16 protein-coding genes are annotated in these 19,285 nt (G+C 68.9%); 5 read left to right on the top strand and 11 right to left on the bottom strand.

Features of this window, described 5'->3' with window-relative positions; genetic code table 11:
• The first annotated feature begins 120 nt into the window (after window positions 1-120).
• Entirely contained in the window at window positions 121-579 is a 459-nt protein-coding gene (locus L880_RS0123605; RefSeq protein ID WP_084461602.1) for a low molecular weight protein-tyrosine-phosphatase, read from the top strand.
• Here the strand turns inward: L880_RS0123605 and L880_RS0123600 are convergent.
• The 6 genes from L880_RS0123600 to L880_RS0123575 are packed head-to-tail and all read right to left on the bottom strand — an operon-like array spanning window position 551 to window position 7,488.
• Complete coding sequence (locus L880_RS0123600; protein ID WP_027477758.1) at window positions 551-1,735, bottom strand: amidase; 1,185 nt, start codon at window positions 1,733-1,735, stop codon at window positions 551-553. The two genes, L880_RS0123605 and L880_RS0123600, sit on opposite strands and share 29 nt — an antisense overlap.
• Complete coding sequence (locus L880_RS33345) at window positions 1,722-2,768, bottom strand: ABC transporter ATP-binding protein (RefSeq protein WP_043330419.1); 1,047 nt, start codon at window positions 2,766-2,768, stop codon at window positions 1,722-1,724. The genes L880_RS0123600 and L880_RS33345 overlap by 14 nt, the downstream gene beginning before the upstream one ends.
• Window positions 2,765-3,889 carry an ABC transporter ATP-binding protein gene (locus L880_RS0123590; protein ID WP_027477757.1) on the bottom strand — a complete coding sequence of 375 codons (1,125 nt, stop codon included), beginning with the start codon at window positions 3,887-3,889 and terminating at the stop codon, window positions 2,765-2,767. The genes L880_RS33345 and L880_RS0123590 overlap by 4 nt, the downstream gene beginning before the upstream one ends.
• The gene (locus L880_RS0123585; protein ID WP_027477756.1) at window positions 3,886-4,785 is read right to left on the bottom strand and encodes an ABC transporter permease; all 900 of its coding nucleotides are present in this window, start codon (window positions 4,783-4,785) and stop codon (window positions 3,886-3,888) included. Before L880_RS0123585 ends, L880_RS0123590 begins: the two co-directional genes overlap by 4 nt.
• 32 nt (window positions 4,786-4,817) lie before the next feature.
• Window positions 4,818-5,771, bottom strand: coding sequence for an ABC transporter permease (locus tag L880_RS0123580; protein WP_027477755.1), 954 nt, complete (start codon window positions 5,769-5,771; stop codon window positions 4,818-4,820).
• Between the two features lie 43 nt (window positions 5,772-5,814).
• Window positions 5,815-7,488, bottom strand: a complete 1,674-nt coding sequence (locus L880_RS0123575; RefSeq protein ID WP_043330416.1) for an ABC transporter substrate-binding protein — start codon at window positions 7,486-7,488, stop codon at window positions 5,815-5,817.
• 171 nt (window positions 7,489-7,659) lie between these two features.
• Between L880_RS0123575 and L880_RS0123570 the strand changes: the two genes are divergently transcribed.
• Both L880_RS0123570 and L880_RS0123565 read left to right on the top strand, forming a co-directional pair.
• Entirely contained in the window at window positions 7,660-8,604 is a 945-nt protein-coding gene (locus L880_RS0123570) for a LysR family transcriptional regulator (protein WP_027477753.1), read from the top strand.
• A 92-nt stretch (window positions 8,605-8,696) separates the two neighbouring features.
• On the top strand, window positions 8,697-10,952 hold the full coding sequence (locus tag L880_RS0123565) for a putative bifunctional diguanylate cyclase/phosphodiesterase (RefSeq protein ID WP_027477752.1): 2,256 nt from the start codon (window positions 8,697-8,699) through the stop codon (window positions 10,950-10,952).
• Between the two features lie 277 nt (window positions 10,953-11,229).
• Here L880_RS0123565 and L880_RS0123560 read toward each other — a convergent pair whose 3' ends face one another.
• A complete protein-coding gene (locus tag L880_RS0123560) occupies window positions 11,230-12,060 on the bottom strand; it encodes a creatininase family protein (protein WP_027477751.1) in 831 nt (276 codons plus the stop codon).
• 143 nt (window positions 12,061-12,203) lie between these two features.
• Between L880_RS0123560 and L880_RS33340 the strand changes: the two genes are divergently transcribed.
• A complete protein-coding gene (locus L880_RS33340; RefSeq protein ID WP_051443551.1) occupies window positions 12,204-15,125 on the top strand; it encodes a bifunctional diguanylate cyclase/phosphodiesterase in 2,922 nt (973 codons plus the stop codon).
• Window positions 15,126-15,154: 29 nt separating this feature from the next.
• Here L880_RS33340 and L880_RS0123550 read toward each other — a convergent pair whose 3' ends face one another.
• From L880_RS0123550 to L880_RS0123535, 4 genes are all read right to left on the bottom strand, one after another.
• Window positions 15,155-15,679, bottom strand: coding sequence for an ureidoglycolate lyase (locus L880_RS0123550; protein ID WP_043330415.1), 525 nt, complete (start codon window positions 15,677-15,679; stop codon window positions 15,155-15,157).
• Window positions 15,680-15,737: 58 nt separating this feature from the next.
• The gene (locus tag L880_RS0123545) at window positions 15,738-16,040 is read right to left on the bottom strand and encodes a polyhydroxyalkanoic acid system family protein (protein WP_027477749.1); all 303 of its coding nucleotides are present in this window, start codon (window positions 16,038-16,040) and stop codon (window positions 15,738-15,740) included.
• A 2-nt stretch (window positions 16,041-16,042) separates the two neighbouring features.
• The gene (locus tag L880_RS33335; protein WP_425389208.1) at window positions 16,043-17,218 is read right to left on the bottom strand and encodes an aminopeptidase; all 1,176 of its coding nucleotides are present in this window, start codon (window positions 17,216-17,218) and stop codon (window positions 16,043-16,045) included.
• A 113-nt stretch (window positions 17,219-17,331) separates the two neighbouring features.
• Entirely contained in the window at window positions 17,332-18,375 is a 1,044-nt protein-coding gene (locus tag L880_RS0123535; protein WP_027477748.1) for a peptidoglycan-binding protein, read from the bottom strand.
• 360 nt (window positions 18,376-18,735) lie between these two features.
• Between L880_RS0123535 and L880_RS0123530 the strand changes: the two genes are divergently transcribed.
• Window positions 18,736-19,059, top strand: coding sequence for a DUF1840 domain-containing protein (locus tag L880_RS0123530; protein WP_027477747.1), 324 nt, complete (start codon window positions 18,736-18,738; stop codon window positions 19,057-19,059).
• The last annotated feature ends 226 nt before the right edge of the window (window positions 19,060-19,285 follow it).

The following is a 19,285-nucleotide window of genomic DNA, read 5'->3' as shown; positions in this document are numbered from 1 at the left end:
TGTGTGACAAATTTCACGAAATCAAGGATGCCCTTGCCAACCCCTGGGGTGAGTGCCGCACACGGCACAATTCGCTGCATGCCAAGCGAAAACCACCCCCTGTCACTGCTTTTTGTCTGCATGGGCAACATCTGCCGCAGCCCGACGGCGGAGAGCGTGATGCGCCACAAGGTATTGGCCCTGGGCCTGGCGTCGCAGGTTCAGGTGGATTCTGCAGGCACCCACGCCTACCACGTGGGCAGTGCGCCGGATCCGCGCTCACAGGCGCATGCCGCCCGGCGTGGATACGACATGGCCGGGCAGCGCGCCCGCCAGGTCGCCCCGGCCGACTTTGCCCGTCACGATCTGATTCTGGCCATGGACCGGGCCAATCTGGCGCGCCTGCGTCAGGCCTGTCCGGCGCAACATCAGTCCAAGCTGCACCTGCTGACCGAGTACGGGCCGCAGCAGGGGCGGGTTGAAGTACCTGACCCCTATGAGGGCGGTGCCGCTGGCTTCGAGCAGGTGCTCGACTTGATCGAAGAGGCTTGTGACGGCCTGTTGGCCCAGCTCACCCGGCCAGCGCCACCCCCAGCCTGATCAGCGAGGCGTCCGAGCCCACCGGCCCGATCAGCGACACGCCCAGCGGGGCGTCGGCCTGGGTCTGGCGGGCCAGCGGCAGCGAGACCTGGGGCAGGCCACCCAGGCCGGCCACGCACAGCATGTGGATGGCGCGGTTGCGGTAGTCCTCCAGGGCCGACTCGGGCTCGCTGCGCAGGGGGGCCACGTCGGGCATGGTGGGCAGCAGCAGCACGCCGTCGCTCCCCAGCAGGGTCTGCATGTGGGCCTGGAAGCGGCGGCGGAAGCTCTCGGCCTGCGCCACCTGGGCATCTGTCACCTGGCGCGACCAGGCAAAGCGCTCGGCCACGCCCGGGCCCAGGGGCGGGGCGTAGCGTTCGATCAGCGGGCCATCGGTCATCCAGGCCTCGCGGCCCTGGATGTAGCGGAAGTTCCAGTACATGGCTTCGAACGAGTCCAGCATCACCGTGCAAGCCGGCGCCGGCCCCCACAGGCCCTCGGCCTGCGCCAGCACCGGTTGCACGGCGGACACGGCGGCCGGCTGGGCAAAGGCCCACAGGTCGGTGGGTTGCAGCAGGCGGGGGCGTGCCGGCAGGGCCACACGGTCCTCGCCCAGCAGCACCTCGGCCACGCGCGAGAAGGTCAGTGCGTCGCGCGCAAAGAAGCCGCAGGTGTCGAAGCTGGGCGCCAGGTCCAGGGCGCCGGCCAGCGAGATGCGGCCATGGCTGGGGCGCAGGCCGTACAGCCCGCAGTGGCTGGCCGGGGCGCGCACCGAGCCCCCGGTGTCGGTGCCCAGGGCAAAGTCGACCAGGCGCGAAGACACGGCCGAGGCCGAGCCCGAGGACGAGCCGCCGGTGATGCGATCCGGCGCCGCGCCGTTGAGGGGCGCGCCGAAGTGCGCGTTGTTGCCGTTCATGGAGAAGGCCAGTTCGTCGGTGACGGTCTTGCCGGCAAAGGCGGCGCCGGCGTCCAGCAGGCGCTGCACCGTGGGGGCGGTGCGGGTCTTCAGGCCCGACAGGGCCAGCACGATGGGGTTGCCGCCGCCGGTGGGGTAGCCGGCCACGTCGAACAGGTCTTTCACGCCAAAGCGCAGGCCCGACAGGGGCCCGGTGCCGGCATGCGGCACGGGGGCGTCGGGGTAGGGCACAAAGGCGTGCGCGGGGTCATGCAGGGGCATGGGTGTCTCCAACGGGTTGTTCGGATGGGGCCGTGTCACGCTCGGGCACCTGCCACTGGAAGCAGCGTACCGCATGGTCGGCACTCACCGCCTCCACCGGGGGCTGGCTGCTGCGGCACAGGTCGCTGGCTCGCGGGCAGCGCTCGGCAAACGAGCAGCCCGGGGGCAGGCGGGCCAGGTCGGGGGGCGAGCCGCTGATGGTCTGCAGGCGCTGGCCGGGCACCATGGCCCCGTGCGAGCGGCTGCCCAGCAGGGCCTGGGTGTAGGGGTGGCGGGGGGCGCGGATCAGCTCGCGCACCGAGCCCTCTTCGACAATGCGCCCGCCATACATCACGGCCACGCGGTCGGCCACCTCGACGGCCGCGCCGATGTCGTGGGTGACGAAGATCACCGACAGGCCCAGTTCGCGCTGCAGCTCGCGCAGCAGCAGCAGGATCTGGATCTGCACCGTGGCATCGAGTGCGGTGGTGGGTTCGTCGGCCAGCAGCACCTGGGGCTTGCAGGCCAGGGCCAGGGCGATCATGGCGCGCTGGCGCATGCCGCCCGACATCTCGTGCGGGTAGGCCAGCAGGCGGCGTGCCGGGCTGGGGATGCGCACCTGCTCGAACAGGGCCAGGGCGCGGCGCTCGGCCTCGGCGCGGCTCACCGGCTCGTGGCGGCGGATGGCTTCGACGATCTGCTGGCCCAGGGGGTACACCGGGTCGAGCGCCAGCAGCGGCTCCTGGAAGATCATCGAGGTGGTCTTGCCTCGGTAGTCGTTGAGCTCGCGCGGGCTCAGCGCCAGCACATCGCGCCCGTCCACCAGCACCTTGCCGCGCATCTGGGTGCGCCGCTCGGTGTGCAGGCGCAGCAGGGTGCGCAGGGTCACGCTCTTGCCCGAGCCCGACTCGCCGATCAAGGCCATCACCTGGCCGCGGGCCACGTTCAGCGTCACGCCGCTGACGGCCTGCACCGGCAGCTTGCCGCCGGTGAAGGTCACGCACAGGTCTTCGATCTGCACCAGCGGCGCGGAAGCAGGTTGGGGGCTGTTCATGCCAGGGCCTCCTGGGCGTTTTGAGGGCGCAGCAGATTGCTCGGGTCGTGCAGCGAGCGGTTCGGGGCCTTCGGGTGCTCGCTGCCGCGCTCATGCACCAGGCAGCGCACCTCGTGCAGCGGGCTCACGCTGCTGCGTTCGGGCACCTGGCGGGCGCAGGCCGGCGCGGCCATCGGGCAGCGCGGGTGAAAACGGCAGCCGCCCGGCGGGTCGATCGGGTTGGGTGGGTCGCCGCTCAGGGCCGGGGCCTCGGTGCGGTGGTCCGGGTCCATCGAGGGCACGGACGACAGCAGGGCCCGGGTGTAGGGGTGGGCCGGATCGTCGAACAAGGCGCCGGCCGGGCCCACTTCCACCACCTCGCCCAGGTACATCACCAGCACCCGGTCGCTCATGTAGCGCACCACGTTCAGGTCGTGGCTGATGAAGACATAGGTCAGGCCGAACTCGGCCTTCAGGTCCAGCAGCAGGTTGAGCACCTGGCTCTCCACCGACTTGTCCAGGGCCGACACGGCTTCGTCCAGGATCAGCAGGCGCGGGCGCAGCGCCAGGGCACGCGCGATGTTGACGCGCTGGCGCTGGCCACCCGAGAGCTCATGCGGGTAGCGCCCGGCAAAGCGCGCCGGCTCCAGGCCCACGCGGGCCAGCAGGTCGTGCGCCCGGCTCATGGCCTCGGCGGCCGGCACGCCGTGCACCCGGGGCCCGAAGGCGATCGAGTCTTCCAGGGTCAGGCGCGGGTTGAGCGAGGCGTAGCTGTCCTGGAACACCATCTGCACCTGGCGGCGGAACTCCTTGAGCGGCAGATCGCGGCTGCCCACGGTGCGGCCATCGAACACGATCTGGCCGGCGGTGGGTTCAAGCAACTGCATCAACAGCCGGGCGGTGGTCGACTTGCCGCAGCCCGATTCGCCCACCACGCCCAGGGTCTCGCCCTTGAGCACCTCGAAGCTCACGCCGTCGACGGCGCGCACCTCGCCGCGTCGGCGTCCCAGCAGGCCGCCCTTGAGGGGAAAGTGCTTGATCAGGCCGCGGATGGTCAGCAGCGGCTGGGCCGGGCCGCCCACGTCCACCACGCTCAGCGGGGCTTCTGCCCCGGTCTTGGGGAGTGAATGCCAGGTGCTCATGCGGCCCCCTTGTTGTCCATGGCCGAACGCAGGCCGTCCGACAGCAGGTTGAAGCTCACCGAGGTGATGAAGATCATCACCCCCGGCAGCGCCGCCACGGCGGGCTGGGTGTAGATGGCGGTGCGCAGGGTGTTCAGCATCAGGCCCCACTCGGGCTCGGGCGGCTTCACGCCCAGGCCCAGAAAGCTCAGGCCGCTGGCCAGGATCATCGACACCGAGATCAGGCTGGTCGAGTACACGAAGATCGGCCCCAGCACATTGCCCAGCACGTGCACACGCACGATGGTGAAGGCGCTGGCCCCCGAGGCGCGGGCCGCGTCCACGTAATCGCGGTTGCGCACCTGGGTGGTCACGGCCTCGGCCACGCGGGCGATCTGGGGCACGAAGACCACGGTCAGGGCCACCAGCGAGTTCAGGATGCCCGCGCCCAGCGCCCCCGACAGCGCAATCGCCAGCAGCACCGAAGGGAAGGCATAGAACACGTCGATGGTGCGCATGATCACGGTGTTCAGCGGCCCGCCGGCATAGCCCGCCACCAGCCCGATCAGCGAGCCGAACACAAAGGCGCACAGCACCGGGGCCAGGCCCATGAACAGCGACAGGCGTGCGCCGATCATCAGGCGCGACATCAGGTCGCGCCCCAGCTCGTCGGTGCCCAGCACAAAGCCCGGGGTGCCGATGGGCTTGAGCCGCTTGAGCATCGAGGCCGCATAGGGATCGGCCGGGGTGATCCAGGGGCCCAGGGCGGCCATCAGCAACAGCAGCAGCACGACCGCACCGGCGGCCATGGCCACGCGGTCGCGCAGCAGCCGGTGCAGCACCGATTGCCAGTAGCCCGGGGATGGCTGCACTGTCACGGGCAGCGCGCGCCGGCGGGGGGCCAGGGTCGAAGACATGGGGCTTCCTTCAGGGGCTGGGGGGCAAGGAATCAGGCCCGCGCAATGCGCGGGTCGAGCAGGGTTTGCAGCAGGTCCACGATCAGGTTCAGCAGCACGAAGAACAGGGCCAGCACCAGGATGGTTCCCTGCAGCAGCGGCAGGTCGCGCTGGAAGATGGCCGAGTTCAGCAGAAAGCCCGTGCCGGGCCAGGAGAACACGGTCTCGATCAGGATCGAGCCGCCCAGCAGGTAGCCCAGCTGCAGGCCCATCACCGCCAGCGCGGTGGGGGCGGCGTTCTTCAGCAGGTGGCGGAACACGCCCAGCTGGGTCAGGCCGCGGGCGCGCAGGCCGACGATGAACTCCTGCTCCAGGATCTCGGCCACCAGGGCGCGCACCGTGCGCGAGATGATGCCCATCGGGATCACCGACATGGTCACGGCCGGCAGCACCAGGAACTGCAGGTGCTCCCAGTCCCAGGCCCAGCCCTCCGAGCCCGAGGGGCCGGCGCCGGTGGCGGGCAGCCACATCAGGCTCGACGAGAAGATGATCACCATCACCATGCCCAGCCAGTAGTGCGGCACGCTCACGCCCAGCACCGACAGCAGCGAGGCCAGCTTGTCGACCCAGGAGTTGCGGAAGAAGCCCGCCACAAAGCCGAACAGGCTGCCCAGCACAAAGCCGATGGCGGTGGCCACCACGGCCAGGCGCAAGGTGTTGCCCACGGCCTTCATCACCTCGGCCGCCACCGGCCGGCCGGTGGCGATCGAGGTGCCCAGGTCACCCTGGGCGGCCCGCCAAAGCCACAGCCCGAACTGCTCGGGGTAGCTGCGGTCGAAGCCGTAGAGCTGGCGCATCTGCGCCGCCAGCTCGGCCGAGGCGTCGGGCGGCAGGATGGACACCAGCGGATCGCCCGGCGCCAGGTGCACCAGGGCAAAACACACCAGTGACACGCCCAGCATGATGGGCAGGGCGTAGCTCAGGCGACGCAGCAGGTAGGTGAACATGGCGGGGCTCTGGTGGCGTGGGCTGTGGTTGCGTGGGTGGGGCTCAGTCCATCGTCATGGTGGCGATGTCGATGAACCAGCTGCGCGGCTGCACCACGTTCTTCACCTTGGCCGACAGGGCGCGCGGGCCCACGTCATGGGCGATCCACACGAACGGGGCCTCGTCGACGATGCGGGCATGCAGCTTGGCCAGGGCGGCGTCGCGGGCCTTGTCGTCGAAGCTGGTGCGGGCATCGGCCACCAGCTTGTCGATCTCGGCATTGCCGAAATAGCCCCAGTTGTTGGACACCGGCGGGAAGGTCTTGGTGCTGACGAAGCGCACCATGGCAAAGAAGGGGTCCATGGCGGCAAAGCTCACGTTGATCGCGTTGCTGCCGTTGGCCGAGGGGTCCTTGCTGCCCTTGCGCCAGTTGGTGAACAAGGTGTTCCACTCGATCACGTCGAACTGCACGTCAAAGTAGCACTGCTTGAGCGACTGCTGCACGAACTCGTTCATGGGCAGCGGCTGCATCTGGCCCGAGCCCGAGGCCGAGATCTGCACCTTCACCTTCACCGGCTTGGCGGCCGAGAAGCCGGCCTGGCCCATCAGCGCCTGGGCGGCCTTGACGTCGTACTTGATGTCGAACGCCGGGTTGCCCCACCAGGGGTGGCCCGGGGGAACCGTGCCCTTCGGGATGGCCATCATGCCGCCCAGCATCTGCTTGAGGCCTTCACGGTCCACGCACAGGTTGGCGGCCTGGCGCACACGCTTGTCCAGCCAGGGCGAGCCCTCGGCAAACGACAACTGCCAGGGCCACACATGTGGCTGGGCATTGCTGTAGAGCTTGAAGCCGCGCTGCTTGATCTGGTCCATGGCGTCGGGCGCCGGGGCCTCGATCCAGTCCACCTGGCCCGACAGCAGGGCCGCGGTGCGGGCATTGGCCTCGGGCATGGGCAGCATCACCACCTTGTCGATCTTGGGCGTGCGCTTGGGGTCCCAGTAGCCCTTGTTGGCGGCCAGCTCCAGGCGCTCGCGCGGCACGAAGCGGGTCATGTGGAAGGGGCCGGTGCCCGAGGCGTCGGCAGCAAACGCGGCCCAGGCCTGCTTGCTGCGCTCGGCCGGCTCGCTCACGCTGGCGGGCACCGCCTTGAGCTTGGCCTCCCAGTGGCTGGGCGAGGCCATGAACAGGTTGCTCAGGTTGATCGGCAGAAACGAGTCGGGCTCGCTGGTGATCAGCTCCACCGTGTGCTCGTCGATCTTGCGCGCCGATTTCAGCGTGGGCATGCGCGAGGCCGTCACGCCGACCTGGCTGGCGTCGAACTGCGGCGCCTCCTTGTCGAGCACCTTGCGCACGTTCCACACCACGGCGTCGGCATTGAAGGGGCTGCCGTCATGGAACTTCACGCCGCTGCGCAGCTTGAACACCCATTTGGTCTTGTCCTTGGCGTCCACCGCCCAGCTCAGCGCCAGGGCCGGGATCAGCACGCTGGGCGCATCGGCCTTGGACAGGTCCCACTGCGTGAGCGAGTCGTACATGGGGATGCCGGTGAAGCGGTTGCCTTCAAAGCCCTGGTCAGGCTGGCCCAGCGTGCGCGGGATGTCGCCGGCCGTCATGGCGATGCGCAACACCTTCTCTTGCGCCTGGCTGCCGGTGGCGGCCAGCGAGGCCGCCAGCAGCGTCAGCACGGCGGGGGCGCGCAGCCAGGCCAGGGGGAAACGGTTTACCAAGCGATTCATGGAGTGCTCCTGCTAACCAGTCAAGATTGAATGCAGCAAAACGCAAGTAACATGCCAACGTTTTGATGCCATTCCGAGGGTCGCCTGGTCCGCAACAGTGCATGCAGCCCTGTCGTGGTGCCGGTTCAGATCCCCGGTTTGGCTGCCCCTGCCGCCTGCCCGGAGCCCACCATGTCCCTGGCCTACAACCTGGCCCGTTTTGACCTGATCTCGATCCGCCTGGCCGTGGCCTGCGCGCACAGCGGCAGTCTGACCGCGGCGGCGCGCGAGGGCCATCTGGCGCTGGCCGCCGCCAGCCGGCGCCTGCGTGAGCTGGAAGACGCCACCGGCGGGCCCTTGTTCGAGCGCCATGCCAAGGGCCTCACCCCCACCCCCGCCGGGCGCCTGTTCGTGAAGCATGGCCTGAGCCTGCTGCAGACCCTGGATCAGCTCACCCGCGAGCTGGGCGATCTGCGCCAGGGCATTGCACGCCACATCCGGCTGTGCGCCAGCACCGCCGCCATCAACCAGTTCCTGCCGGCGCTGCTGGCGCGTTTTGGCGACTTGCACCCCCAGGTGCGGGTGGATCTGGAGGAGCAGGTGTCCGACACCGTGGTCCGCACCCTGCGCGAGGGGCGGGCCGACCTGGCGGTGTTCGTGGAGGGGCCCGACACCAGCGGCCTGAGCACCCGGCATTTCCGCGACGACGAGCTGATCCTGGTGCTGCCGGCGCGCCATGCCGTGGCCACCGGTACGCCCGCCCGCCAGCCCGTGGCCTTTGCCAGCCTGCTCGATGAGCAATGGATCAGCCTGGCGGCCGGTGCCGCCATGCTGCAACAGCAGCAGCAGGCGGCGTTGGCCGTCAACAAACCCTTGCGCCTGCGCATGCAGGTGCGCAGCTTTGATGCGGTGTGCCACATGGTGGCCTCGGGCCTGGGGCTGGCGGTGCTGCCCAAGGCCGCCTCGCTGCCCATCGTGCGGGCCATGAAGCTGGCCTGGCGGCCCCTGGCCGACCCTTGGGCACGGCGTCGCCTGCTGGTGGCCACGCCCGAGGGCGCGGTGGATGAGGGGGTGCAGCTGCTGGCCGATTTTCTGGTGGCCGCCCCCGGAAAACCCCGCGACAAGATTTCACAATAGTTACTTTATAGTCATCGATACAAGGCGGTTGGTTGTTGAACTGCAAGGTTCAGGGACTGCTCGCGCGGCCTTGGCCCTTCAACAGGTAGCCCATGTCATCAGATGCACTGATTCCTTTTCTGCAGGAGCCCGACCAGCCCGAGGCGCCACCGCACCCGCCTGGTTCGCCGGCGCTGCCGCCGTGGCGGGTGCTGGTGGTGGACGATGACCGCGATGTGCACGACAGCACCGGCTACGCCTTGCGTGGCCTGGAGCTGGTGGGCCGCCCGGTGGAACTGCTGCACGCCTACTCCAGCGCCGAGGGCCTGATGCTGCTGCGCCACGAGCACGATGTGGCGGTGATCCTGCTCGATGTGGTGATGGAGACCGAGCACGCCGGCCTGGCGATGGTGGACAACATCCGCAACGGCCTGGGCCTGCACAACACCCGCATCATCCTGCGCACCGGCCAACCCGGGCAGGCGCCCGAGATCGAGACCATCCGGCGCTACGACATCAACGACTACAAGACCAAGAGCGAGCTCACCCGGGCCAAGCTGTACGCCACCCTGACCGCCGCCGTGCGTTGCTACGACCAGCTGTGCCGCCTCGACGCCAGCCGCCGCGGGCTGGAGAAGATCGTCGCCGCCAGCAACCAGTTCATGGCCGAGCAGGGCCTGCAGACCTTTGCCGAGGGGGTGATCACCCAGATCGCCAGCCTGATCGGGGTCCAGCCCGAAGGCCTGGTGTGCGCCAGCACCGACCCCGCCCCGGGCGCCGGCCAGGCCGCAGACTACGTGGTGATCGCGGCGGCCGGCCCTTACCGGCACCTGATCCAGAAGCGCCTGGGCGAGATCACCGACCCCGAGATCGTGCAGCAGCTCAGCCAGGGCCTGGCCGAGCGCCGCAGCCTGGTGGCGCAGCGCAGCCTGACCCTGTTCTTCTCGGGCCGCGACGGGCAGGACTTTGCCGCCTACGTGGCCGCAGCCGAGCCGCTGCGCGAGGTCGATGCGCACCTGCTGGAGGTGTTCTGCACCAACATCGCCCTGTGTGCGTCCAACGTGTCGCTGTTCATGCGGCTGCGCAACGTGGCCTTTGTCGATCGCATGCTGGGCATCCCCAACCGCACGGCCCTGGTCCAGCACCTGGACGAGCAGGTGGCGGCCGGCGAGCTGCAAGACCTGGTGCTGGCCCTGATCGATGTGGACCAGTTTGCCGAGACCAACGACATGTTCGGCCACCGCTACGGCGACCTGCTGCTGGGCGCCATTGCCCAGCGGCTGACGCAGGCCTTGGTCAGCCGCTGCTACATCGCCCGGGTGGCCGGCAACACCTTCGCGGTGGTGGGCCACGAAGGTGTGGTCAACCCGGATGAGTTGCGCACCTTGTTCGACCAGCCCTTCCAGGTCGAGGAGATCAACCGGCGCCTGTCGGTGTCGATGAGCCTGGTGCGCTGCGCCGAGGTGCCGGCCCTCAACGGCAGCGAGCTGCTCAAGGACGCCTCGATCGCCATGAAGCGCGCCAAGGCCGCAGGCCAGGGCCGCATCGAGTACTACTCGGCCGCGCTGGGGGCCGACTCGAAAGAGCGCACCCGCTTGCTGCATGGCCTGCACCGGGCCTTCGACCATGATCGCCTGTTCGTGGTCTACCAGCCCCAGGTCTCGCTGCTCACCGGCGCGGTGCTCGGGGTGGAAGCCCTGATGCGTTGGCGCGCCGAGGACGGCTCGCTGGTGCCGCCCGACCGCTTCATCCCGGTGGCCGAGCGTTCGGGCCTGATCGTGGGCCTGGGCACCTGGGTGCTGCGCACCGCCCTCAGCGATCTGGGGCGGCTGCACCAGCTGGGTTGGCGCCCGCTGCGCATGGCGGTCAACGTGTCGGCGGTGCAGTTCGGCCAGCCCGACTTCCTGCAGACCCTGGACGAGGCCCTGCAGGACAAGCAGATCGCCCCGGACTGCCTGGAGCTCGAGATCACCGAGTCGGTCTCGATGGTGGGCATGGAGCGGGTGGCCGCCGTGATGCGCGAGATCCGCAGCCGGCAGGTGGCGGTGGCCATCGATGATTTCGGCACCGGCTTCTCCTCGCTGTCCTACCTGGACCAGCTGCCGGCCGATCGGCTCAAGATCGACCGCGCCTTCGTGGAACTGCTCGAGACCGAACGCCCCGGTGCCCGCATTGCGCGCATGATCGTGCCGCTGGGCCATCAGCTGGGCATGAAGGTGCTGGCCGAGGGCGTGGAGACCGAGCGCCAGGTGGCCATCCTGCGCGACCTGGGCTGCGACGAGGCGCAGGGCTATCTGTACGCCCGACCCATGCCTTTTGATGTGCTGTGCGAGTGGCTGGCGCGCCATCCGGTGGGGATGGAGGACTGAGGCCCCCACGGTCGTGCACTTCGTGTCACTCCCTGCCCCCCAAGGGGGCCGCAGCCCGCCTTCGGGCGGCCGGGCGGCGGGCTGACCTCTTCGTTTCGAGCCGGCTGAATTCAGAAGGGGGCCCTACGGCTCGTTGAGTTCGTGTCACTCCCACGTGCGGCCGCGAGACGCGAACGCTCTTCGCCCTGTCCAGCCCTGCGCAGGCAGGCCCGGCGCCGGGCTGACTCCTTCGTTGTAAGCCTGCTGGAGCTCAAAGAGGGCCTGGTGGCTGCCTCACTTAAAACTGGGGTTTGTCCACCAGGGTGCTCAGGGGCAGCGCGGCGATTTCTTGCAGCAGCAGGGCCAGTTGGCGGGCGGCGGCGTCGATCAGGGCGTGGCCTTTTTCGGCCGTGGCGGCGGCGGCATTGCCGGCGGCACCGGCGGGGTTGTAGTCCTGCATCTGCCAGCCCAGCTTGGCGCTGCGCCCGTTGCCCAGCAGGGTGTAGCGTGCGGCCCGGTCCTGTGAGCTGCTGTGAAAGGCCTTGGCCTGGGCCATGTCCACCCGGTCTGGCTGCAGCGCCAGCATCATCGAGGTCTCGATGTCGCCGGCATGGATGCCGAAGCGGTGCTCCTCAGGCCCGAAACGGGCCTCCAGCTCGGGCGGCAGTGGCAGGTTGAACCAGCTGCTGCCGTAGACGATCAGGTTGCAGCGGCTGCGCAGCTCGCGCGCCACGATGTCGAGCACACTCACCTGCCCGCCGTGGCTGTTGAACAGCAGCAGTTTGCGCACCCCGGCGCGGGCCACGCACTCGCCCAACTCCACCCACAGCCGGATCACCGTCTCGGGCGACAGCGTCAGCGTGCCGGCAAAGCGCTGGTGCTCAGGGCTCAGGCCCACCGCCTGGGTGGGCAGGAACAGGGCCGGCAGGGTGGCACTCAGGTGGGGCAGGCAGGCCGCCACAATGCCCTCGACCAGGGCCGTGTCCACGCTCAGCGGCAGGTGCGGGCCATGCTGCTCGATGGCCGCCACCGGCAGCACCGCCACCACCTCGGCCGCCTCGCCACTGGCCTGCAGGTGGGCAAAATCACGGGCACTCAGGTCGGCCCAGAAGCGCGATGGAAGGATCATGCGCGCATCTTAGAGCGTGTTGCGGCGGTGGGCAGCCTCCAGTGGTGCGTGCTCCGCTGGATCTCAGAATTGACCAACATCACCAATTCACCCTCCGCAACCCGTTAGGATGCAGGCCCATACCCACCGCAAGCCCATAACAAGTGCCCGTTGATCTGAAATCCAAGCTGCTGCCGGCGCTCTGGACCGCAGCGCTTTATGCCGCCACGGGCTGGCTTTCCCTGCAGATCTGCATCCCGCCCGACTATGTGTCGCTGATGTTCCTGCCGGCGGGCGTGGCCCTGGGCATGGCCCTGACCCAGGGGGCCTGGGCCCTGCCGGGCGTGGCGCTGGGCTCGCTGGCGGTGCAGTGGATGGCGGGGCAGCAGGCTGGGCTCGAAGGTGGGGTGTCCTGGACCATGCTGATGTCCCCCCTGGGGGCTGCGTTGCAGGCGTATCTGGGCGCCTGGCTGGCGCGGCGCTGGGTGGGCTACCCCGATCCGGTCGAGACGCCGCAGCGCGTCACCCTTCTGTTGTTGGTCGTGGGGCCCTTGAGCACGCTGCTCAATGCCAGCCTGTCGGTGCCGATGCTGGTGTTGTCGGACCTGATTCCTGCCAGCGAAGCCCTTTTCAGTTGGTGGACCTGGTGGCTGGGCGATGCCGTGGGCGCCGTGCTGGGCTTGCCGCTGCTGCTGGTGTTCCTGGGGCAGCCCAAGGCGGCCTGGCGCTCGCGTCGCCTCAGTGTGGCCATGCCCTTGCTGTTGGCCCTGTTGGTGGTCGGGGCGGTGGTGTACGAGACCAAGAACTGGGAGGAGCAGCGCATCCGCAGTCAGCTCAACCAGTACGCCCAGGAGCAGGGCGGGCTTTTGCAGCGCCGCCTGGATGCGCAAAACGACAGCGTGCAGGCCATTGCCCGCGTGATGCAGATCAGCCGCACCGCGCCCGAGGTGCCCCAGACCGAGGCCCAGACGGATTTCTCGATCACCGTGCGGCACTGGCTGGACCGCTATGGCGGCACGCAGAACTTCGGCTGGAGTCCCCTGGTGCAGCAGGCCGACCGGGCGGCCTATGAGGCCGGGCGCTGGCCCATCAAGGGCCGCTCGGCCAAGGGCGAGACCTTTGCCGCGGCCCTGCGCGACAGCTACCTGCCCATCACCCTGATCGAGCCCCTGGCGAGCAATGCCCAGGCGCTGGGCCTGGATGTGGCCGTGCTGCCGGCCACCGCCGACTCGGTGGCCGGCACCCGAACCACGGGCCAGCCGCGCGTGAGCGAGGGCATCCGCCTGGTGCAGGAGGTGGGCGAGCAGCGCGGCGTGGTGATGTACCAGGCCGTGTTCCAGCCCCACAGCACTGTGCTCAAGGGCGTGGTGTCGGCGGTGTTCCGCATGGACGACGTGTTGCAGGCGCTGGGCACGGCCGACTCCGGCGCACGGCCCGAGAGCTGCCTGATCGACTCGCAGGCCGCCGTGGGCAACCGGCGCCTGGCCGGCCCGAGCGGCTGCGATGCGGCCGAATGGGCCCGCGCCCCGATGACGGTTCAACTGCCCTTGCAGTTCGGTGGCCGGGAATGGGTGCTGCTGGTGCGAGCCAATGTGGGCTTCCTGAACCAGGCGCGCGACCTCAGCGCCTGGGCCATGGTGGCCCTGAGCCTGCTGTGCGTGGGTCTGTTGGGCGCCTTCCTGCTGGTCATCACCGGGCAGACGCGCCGCACCCAGGCCCTGGTCGAGCAGCGCACGCTCGAGCTGGCGGCGCTGGCGCATTACGACAGCCTCACCGGCCTGCCCAACCGCAGCCAGTGGGTCAGCCGTGGCCAGGCCGAGTTGCAGCAGGCCCTGCAGTCGCAGCAGGCGCTGGCCGTGCTGTTCCTGGACCTGGACCATTTCAAGCACATCAACGACACCCTGGGCCATGCGCTGGGCGACGAGTTGCTGCAGGCCGTCTCGCAGCGCCTGCAGCCCTGCCTGGAAAGCCACCACATGCTGGCACGCATCGGGGGCGACGAGTTCGTGGCCCTGCTGCCCCAGTTGCAAGGCCCCGACGAGGCGGCCCAGGTGGCCGAGCGCCTGCGCCGCGCCCTGCAGGCGCCGCTGTACATCCAGGGGCATGAGATCAACCTGTCGGCCAGCATCGGCATCGCCTGCTACCCGCAGGACGGCGACACCCTGGACCACCTGCTCAAGCACGCCGACACGGCGATGTACGTGGCCAAGGATGCCGGGCGCAATGGCTACCAGTTCTTCGTGAAGGAAATGAACGCACGCGTGTCGCGCCGCATGTTCCTGGAGAACAACCTGCGCCGTGCGCTGGAGCGTGACGAGCTGTTCCTGGTCTATCAGCCGCAGATCGACGCCGCCAGCGGCCGTGTCGCCGGGGTCGAGGCCCTGGTGCGCTGGCGCCATCCTGATGAAGGCCTGATCCCGCCCGACCGCTTCATCCCGGTGGCCGAGGACTGCGGCCTGATCGAGCCTCTGGGGGCCTGGGTGCTGCACCAGGCCTGCCGCCAGTTGCAGGACTGGACCCACCTGGGCGAGACCGATCTGATGATGGCCATCAACATCTCGCCCATGCAGTTCCGCAAGTCGGGCTTCATCGACACGGTGCGCCAAGCCTTGAGTGCCAGCGGTGTGAACCCGGCGCGCATCGAGCTGGAGATCACCGAAACGCTGCTGATGCAGCCCCTGAAAGACCTGGACAACCGCCTGCGCGAACTGGCCGACATGGGCCTGACCTTTGCGCTCGACGATTTCGGCACCGGCTACTCCAGCCTGGGCTACCTCAAGCGCCTGCCGATCTCGCGCATCAAGCTCGACAAATCCTTCGTGGCCGATCTGCCCGGCGATGTGGAGGACGAAGCCATCACCCGCGCCACCCTGTCCATGGCCAAGGACCTGGGCCTGCATTGCGTGGCCGAGGGCGTGGAGACCGAAGCCCAGCAGCGCTTCCTGACCGAACGGGGTTGCGACACCTTGCAGGGCTACTTGTTCGCACGCCCCATGCCGGCCGACGAATGCCGCGACTGGTTGCGTCGCTACCGGCGCGAGTGGGCCCAGTTGCAGGCTGGCGCAACTGAGCCCCTGAGGGCCTGAGCAGCCCCCCAGGCGGACCGGGCCCGGGTTCAGTCCAGGCTCAGCAGCAGGGTCTCGGCCAGCGTGCTCAGCTCGCAGTCGATGGGGGCGCCGGCCGGGGTGTGCCGCTCCAGCACCACGAAGCTGCCCGCGTCCACGGCCAGCAGGGCGTGGTGCCAGGTGCCGGGGTGCAGCAGCACGCCCTGGCGGCCGTTGCTGATGAAGGCCTGCACGTCGTCCGGCCCTGGCAGGGCGTTGGGCCGGGCCACCACCACGACAAAGCGCGCCCCCTCCAGCGGGATGAAGCTCTGGCTGGCCAGGGTGTGGCGCTCCAGCACGTCCACCGGCAGGGGAAAGCGCCGCGCATCGGCGCGGTAGATGGCCAGGCCGGCCTGACCGCCGGCTTGCTCGAACTGCAGGTTCAGCGGCAGATCCAGACGCCAGTAGCTGTGGTCATTGATGGGGCGTGCCTGCGCAGGCGGGGTGCCAAAGCCCTCCAGCACGGCACCAAAAGGGGCAAACGCCGAGGCACTCAGCGGCTGGGGCCGCAGCAGGGTGGGGGGGAGACAAGGCATGCCCACCACGCAAGCATGGGGCGTGCCTGCCGCCGTGGGCTGCGGGTGCGCTCCGGGCTCAGGCGGCGCGCTGCTGCCCGATCAGCTCATCGAGCTGGCGCCCGATTTCCTGTTCGATCTGGTCCTTGAACGAGCCCAGCAGAAAACCCAGCGTGGCCTGCAGCTCAAAGCGCTCAGCGTTCACGCGCAGCGTGCCCTGCGCACCGGCCCGGCTGAAGTGCAGCACGTCTTCGGCCTCGCCCTCTTCGTAGCGGCAGCTCATGTCCAGCTTGCGTTCGGCCTTTTCGGCCCAGCCTGTGGCCACCTCGCGGGCGCCGCTCAGGCCCAGTTCGTGTTCGCGGTGGATGTGGATGTCGGGCAAGTTCAATCTCCGGCAGAGGGGGTGGATGGGCCGGCCGATGATACCGGTGCCGGGGGCTGCAGGCGGCGCAGGCGCTCCGCTTCGGGCAGGCGGGCCAACTGCCGCACCGCTTCGTAGAAGAGCGGCCAGGCCTGTTCGGGCTGGCGCGCGCGTTGCTGCTCGTACAGGGCCTCGAAGCCCGGCACCAGGGCGTCGTAGGCGGCCAGGGCGCCGAAGGCCGCGTTGTTGGCGTTGGCCACCCACTGGTCGTAACCGGCCTGCCGCGTCGGGTCGATGGTCCATTGGCTGCGCAGCGCGGCGTACTGGCGCCGGAAATCGGCCATGACCTCGGCTTTCTGCCGCGTCAGCCCGTCAGGGGGGCTGCCGGGCGCGCGCGCCTGGGCATACACCGCCTCCAGCCGGGCCCGGGTGGCGCGGGTGAGGTCGCGAAAGCCCAGGCGCAAGGACTCGCTCTGGGCATAGGCCTGGCGTGCCGCCGGGCTGGCGGCCTGGGCCAGCCATTGGCGCACGCCGATCAGCTCGACCGCGGTGGCAAATGATTCGTTGAAAGAGGTGTCCCCGTTCAGGTAGACCACCTGGTGCGCCAGTTCGTGGAAGATCAGCCGCGCCAGTTCGCCCTCGGGGTAGTGGATGAAGGTGTTGAGCAGCGGGTCGCCCCCGGCCCAGTTGAGCCAGCCCAGCGTCGAGTAGGCCGGCACACCGTAGACATGGGTCTCCAGCCCCTGCTCGCGCAACCCGGCGGCTTCGGCGCGGGCCGCCTGCACATCGAAATAGCCGCGGTAGCCGATGCAGCCCGTGACCGGGAAGCACCAGGTGTGCAGCGTCAGGGCATCGGGCGGGGCGGCCGTCACGTTCCAGATCACCGCGCTGCGGTGCAGGTCGGCATAGCGGTGGTAGCTGGCGTTGTCGGGCAGGCCCAGCTGGCGCACCGCGTAGTCGCGCAAGGCCTGTGCCGACGCCAGCCGGGTCTTGAGCAGGGGCGGCGTGGCCGGGTCGGCCAGCCAGTCGGGGATGGGGCGTGCCGCCCGCATCAGCTGCACATGGCCGCTCACCGATTGCCAGTAATAGCCCAGGTGGCTGCAGCCCGTCAGGCCCCCCAGCAGCAGGGCGGCCAGCCAGGCGCGCCACAGCACGCGCACTGACAAGAGGGGTGAGGTTGGAGGGGCGGGCACGCGCATGGCCGGATTACAGCATGCGTGCCGGGCCCGGCGCGCCCAAAAAACAGGCGCCTGGCCCGTTCCGGTGTCGGAACAGCTCAGGCGCCCGTTGTGGCGCGTCGCGCAGGCCGCGCTTACTTGCTCAGCTCGGCTTGAGTGGCGGCGTCCAGTTCGCCGGTGGTCGGCAGCTGGCGCGACTTCTGGAACTTGGCCAGCTCACGCTTGGTGCGCGGGCCCATGGAGCCATCGGGCTTGCCGACGCTGAAACCCAGGTCATTGAGCTTTTGCTGGGCGGCCAGCACGCTCATGCCGGTGCCGGCGGCAGGGGCGGCCTTGGCGGCCGGTGCATTGGGGTTGACGCCGCCGTCCACGTTCAGGCGCCCGCCGGTGCCCAGGCCGCCCTTGACCGTCTGGGCCTTGTAGTTCTGCACGGCCTTGACGATGTTGGCGTACGAATCGAGGAAGGCGGCCACGATCACCTTGCCTTCGGCGGTGTTGGTGTAGCCTCCGCCCAGGCCGCCGAAGCCGGCGCCCAGAATGCCGCCAAAGGCACCGAAGTCCCAGTTCTTGGCACTGCCTTCGGCCGCTGCGATCTGCACGCTGGAGCGGTTGTCGTCCAGGGTCAGCAGGGTGCTGGCTTCCTTGGCGCTCATGTTGCCACCCACCAGCGCGCCCACCGGGCCCAGCAGGCCGCCCACGGCGGCACCTGCGCCGCCGGCGTTGTTGTTCGAGAAGGTGATCGAGGGGGTCAGCGAGTAGTCGGCCGACACCATCTGACCCTTGCCGAAGTTGGAGTTGTTGCGCAGCTCACCCGACTGGGCCAGGGCGCGCTCTTGCATCATGTTGTTCATGGCGCGGCCGCGGTCCACCACCACGAAGCAGTTCGATTGCTGGATCAGCAGCTTGAGCACCGGGGTGGTCGGGCCCAGGTGGCGTTGCTGGGTCAGCATCACATACCAGGGCGCATTGGTGTCTTCGACGATGGCGATCGTGCCCAGGGTTTCTTCGCAGCGCGGCAGCTTGCTGTTGGCGCCCTGGCTGTTGGCACCGCCGGCCGAGCCAGTGGCTTCGGTCTTCGCGGCGGCCGAGCCGGTTTCCATGGTGGCGCAGCCGGACAGGGCGGCCAGTGAGCCAGCGAGAGCGAGCAACGTCAGTTGATGGGGGATTTTGAAGGCCATGAATGAACTCTTGTGAATGCGCATGCGGGGCATGCTGGTGTTGGAATGGTTCGGGTGCTCCCAGGTGCCTCTGTCTGGCGACAAAAAGCCTGGGGATGCTAACTTGAGGCAGCCAAGGTTTACAAAAATTTTTGGAATGCACATCAGCGTTCAACCTGATGCGAAGTGAAAACGTGGGTGCGCTTGCGTTGCGGCAAGCTTTTCGGGTCTGCATACCCCCTGCGGCGTTGCTGGGGTGCAACAATCGACCCGGTCTGCACGGCCGTTGTGATCCCGAGCGTCGATCGTGCTTGCAGGGGGACAATCAACGCATTGACATGCCGCCGCGTTGCTGCGCGGCACAAGGAAAGAGCCACCACCATGCTTTACAAGTTCAAGTCCAAATCCACCGCCGACCTGATCATGCTGGAGCCCAATGGGCGCCGGGTGCTGGAGATCATCGGCAAGACGCCGGGCCCGCAGGGCATCATCCTGTCATCCCAGATCGCCGCCGCCGTGGGCGCCCTCGAGTCCGCCGTGGCCGCTGAGGATGCGCTGGCGGCCCAGGCCCGGGCTGAGAACCCCGAGGAAGACGAGGACACCGCCCGGCCTCAGGGCGTGTCACTGCGGCAACGGGTGGCGCCCTTGATTGACATGCTTCGGCGCAGTGAGCGGGAGGGGCATGATGTGACTTGGGGGGTGTGAGGGCGGGGCTTGGCCCTGGCAAGCGGGGGCGGGATCGGGCGGGCTTGCTTGGGCTCGCGATTGCCGCTGCGCCCTGTGACTTCTGCTCTTTGTTGAAGGTCGGAGGCCGGGATTGCGGCCCGGCGGCCGCCTCACTTTCTTTGCTTCGCCAAAGAAAGTAAGCAAAGAAAGGCGACCCGAAGTCAGGGCCACTTCGTGGTTCCCTGCGCTGCTCGCGCCAGGGGGG

It is taken from the genome of Curvibacter gracilis ATCC BAA-807 (genome assembly GCF_000518645.1).
GTDB lineage: Bacteria > Pseudomonadota > Gammaproteobacteria > Burkholderiales > Burkholderiaceae_C > Curvibacter > Curvibacter gracilis.
The sequence above is the reverse complement of the archived record's forward strand: the minus strand, read 5'-3'. Positions and strand labels throughout refer to the sequence as shown.